The sequence below is a fragment of the Gemmatimonas sp. genome (genome assembly GCF_044376735.1).
Classification (GTDB): Bacteria; Gemmatimonadota; Gemmatimonadetes; order Gemmatimonadales; family Gemmatimonadaceae; genus Gemmatimonas.
In genome coordinates, this window is record NZ_JBILKJ010000274.1 from 1 (window position 1) to 2697 (window position 2697).

At 66.5% G+C, this 2697-nt stretch carries 2 protein-coding genes; both read left to right on the top strand.

Translation table 11 applies throughout. From position 1 onward, the window contains the following. Positions 1–353: ferredoxin (locus ACIRA7_RS16565; protein ID WP_396221934.1), on the top strand; the 353-nt coding region annotated here is incomplete at its 5' end. Positions 354–512: 159 nt separating this feature from the next. Beyond that, positions 513–2697, top strand: a 2185-nt coding sequence (acnA, locus tag ACIRA7_RS16570) for an aconitate hydratase AcnA (RefSeq protein WP_396221935.1), incomplete at its 3' end; no start/stop codon positions are given.

The window sequence follows — 2697 nt, forward strand, 5'->3', positions numbered from 1 at the left end:
GGTTCAGCTTCTCCCACGTCGAAGACTTGCTCCAGATGGGCTACGACGCCATGCAGGCGGCGTTGGTGCATCTGGACACCATGCTCGCGGCCCCGGGCGGCATCTTCCCTCGCACGGACGTGGCGATCGTGGTGGATCGCCCCAAGTGTACCGGCTGCGCCCTGTGCGTGGCCCGTTCCCCGGGACTCATGGCGCTCGACACCCAGCGAAAGGCCTACGCGCTGGTGCGGGTCCATGAATTCTCGCCGGCCGACGGGGCGGTCGCCGCCTGCTGTCCCACGGGGGCCATCTCGATGCAGCCGGTGGAGGCCGATCGAGCCGTCGTCGGAGAGGTGCTGGAGATCGGCGTCTGATTCCCCTCCCCTTCCCGCCCCCACCGCCCGATATTTCCCTGTAGCCTCGTCGGAACCGGTTGCCGCGAACAGGTCGGCATCACGGCGCGATGAGTGGCTCCGTCCAGTAACGCGTGTGGTCGACCCCTGGGGAAAGGCCCGCGCAGGACCAACCCTTCCATGTCGCATCCCAATTCGTTCGGCAGCCGCTCCACCTTGGTCGTGGGCGACCGTCAGTATGCGTACTTCCACCTCGGCGCCCTCGACGCACTGCCGGGAAGTACCGCCCCCACTCTCCCGTTCTCGCTGCGCGTGCTGCTCGAGAACCTGCTCCGCGGCGAAGACGGCGCCTTTGTGAAGCGCGCCGATGTCGAGGCGCTCGCGCAGTGGAATGTGAAGGCGGCCGTCGACAAGGAAATCGCCTTCCGCACCGCCCGCGTGCTGCTGCAGGACTTCACTGGCGTCCCCTGCGTCGTCGACCTCGCCGCCATGCGCGACGCGATGGTCGCCCTCGGCGGCGACCCCACGAAGATCAACCCGCTCCAGCCGGTCGACCTCGTGATCGATCACTCGGTGCAGGTCGATGAATACGGCACCGACGCCTCGCTGCTGATCAATACCGAACTGGAGTTCGAGCGCAATCTGGAGCGCTATCAGTTCCTCAAGTGGGGCCAGACGGCGCTCCACAACTTCCGCGTGGTGCCGCCGGGCACGGGGATCTGCCATCAGGTCAATCTCGAGTATCTCGGTCAGGTGGTATTCACCGCCGCCGACGGCGCCGAAACGCTGGCCTACTGCGACTCGCTGGTGGGCACCGACTCGCACACCACGATGATCAACGGCCTGGGCGTGATGGGCTGGGGCGTGGGTGGTATCGAAGCCGAGGCGGCCATGCTGGGGCAGCCCGTGAGCATGCTGATTCCCGAAGTGGTGGGCTTCAAGCTGCACGGCAAGCTTCCCGCTGGCGCGACGGCCACCGACCTGGTGCTCACGTGCACCGAGATGCTCCGCAAGAAGAAGGTCGTCGGCAAGTTCGTGGAGTTCTACGGCACCGGCCTCTCCAGCCTCGCCCTGGCCGACCGCGCCACCATCGCCAACATGGCCCCCGAGTATGGTGCCACGATGGGCTTCTTCCCCGTGGACGACGAGACGCTCAAGTACCTGCGCCTCTCCGGCCGCAGCGACGAGCAGGTCGCGCTGGTAGAGGCGTACACGAAGGCGCAGGGACTCTTCCGCACCGACGCCACGCCCGACCCGGTGTTCACCGACACGCTCGAGCTCGATCTGAGCACGGTGGTACCGAGCCTGGCCGGTCCGAAGCGTCCGCAGGACCGTGTACCGCTCTCGCAGAGCAAGGCGATGTACCGCGAGGCACTCGTCGCGCAGCGTGCCGCCAACGGCAAGGCGAACGGAAACGCGGCGGCGACGATGGTGGCCGAAGGTGGACCGGCGGATTCGGCCGGCGTCGCGGTGGAGTACCGCGATCAGACCTTTACGCTCCAAGACGGTCACGTGGTGATTGCCGCCATCACCAGCTGCACCAACACGTCCAACCCGAGTGTAATGCTCGCGGCCGGCTTGCTGGCGCAGAAGGCGGTGAAGCTCGGCCTCACGACCAAGCCGTGGGTGAAGACCTCGCTGGCGCCGGGCTCCAAGGTGGCCACGGACTACTTCATCAAGGCGGGCGTGATGGACTCACTCAACGCGCTCGGCTTCAACGTGGTCGGCTATGGCTGCACCACGTGCATCGGCAACTCGGGTCCGCTCCCCACGGTGATCAGCGAAGCGATCGACGCGGGTAAGCTCAACGTGGCGGCGGTGCTCTCGGGCAACCGCAACTTCGAAGGCCGCGTGAACCCGCAGACGCGCTTCAACTACCTCGCGAGTCCGCCGCTGGTGGTGGCGTTCGCGCTGGCCGGCCGCATGGACATCGACATGGCCACCGAACCGCTCGGCGTCGGCACCGATGGTCCGGTGTTCCTGCGCGACATCTGGCCGTCGGCGCAGGAAGTGGAAGACACGATTCTGTCCAGTGTGAAGCGTGAGCAGTTCACCACGCAGTACGCCAACGCGTTCCTCGGCGATTCGTACTGGCAGGCGATCGAAGCCAGCACCGGCGCGCGCTACGGCTGGCAGGCGGATTCGACGTACGTGCAGAACCCGCCGTACTTCGACGGCATGACGATGACACCGCCGGGCATTCGCCCGATCAACAGCGCGCGGGTGCTCGGCATGTTCGGCGATTCGATCACCACCGACCATATCTCACCGGCGGGTTCGATCGCTGCCGCGAGTCCGGCCGGCAAGTATCTGCTGTCGCTCGGCGTCGAGAAGAAGGATTTCAACTCGTACGGCGCGCGCCGCG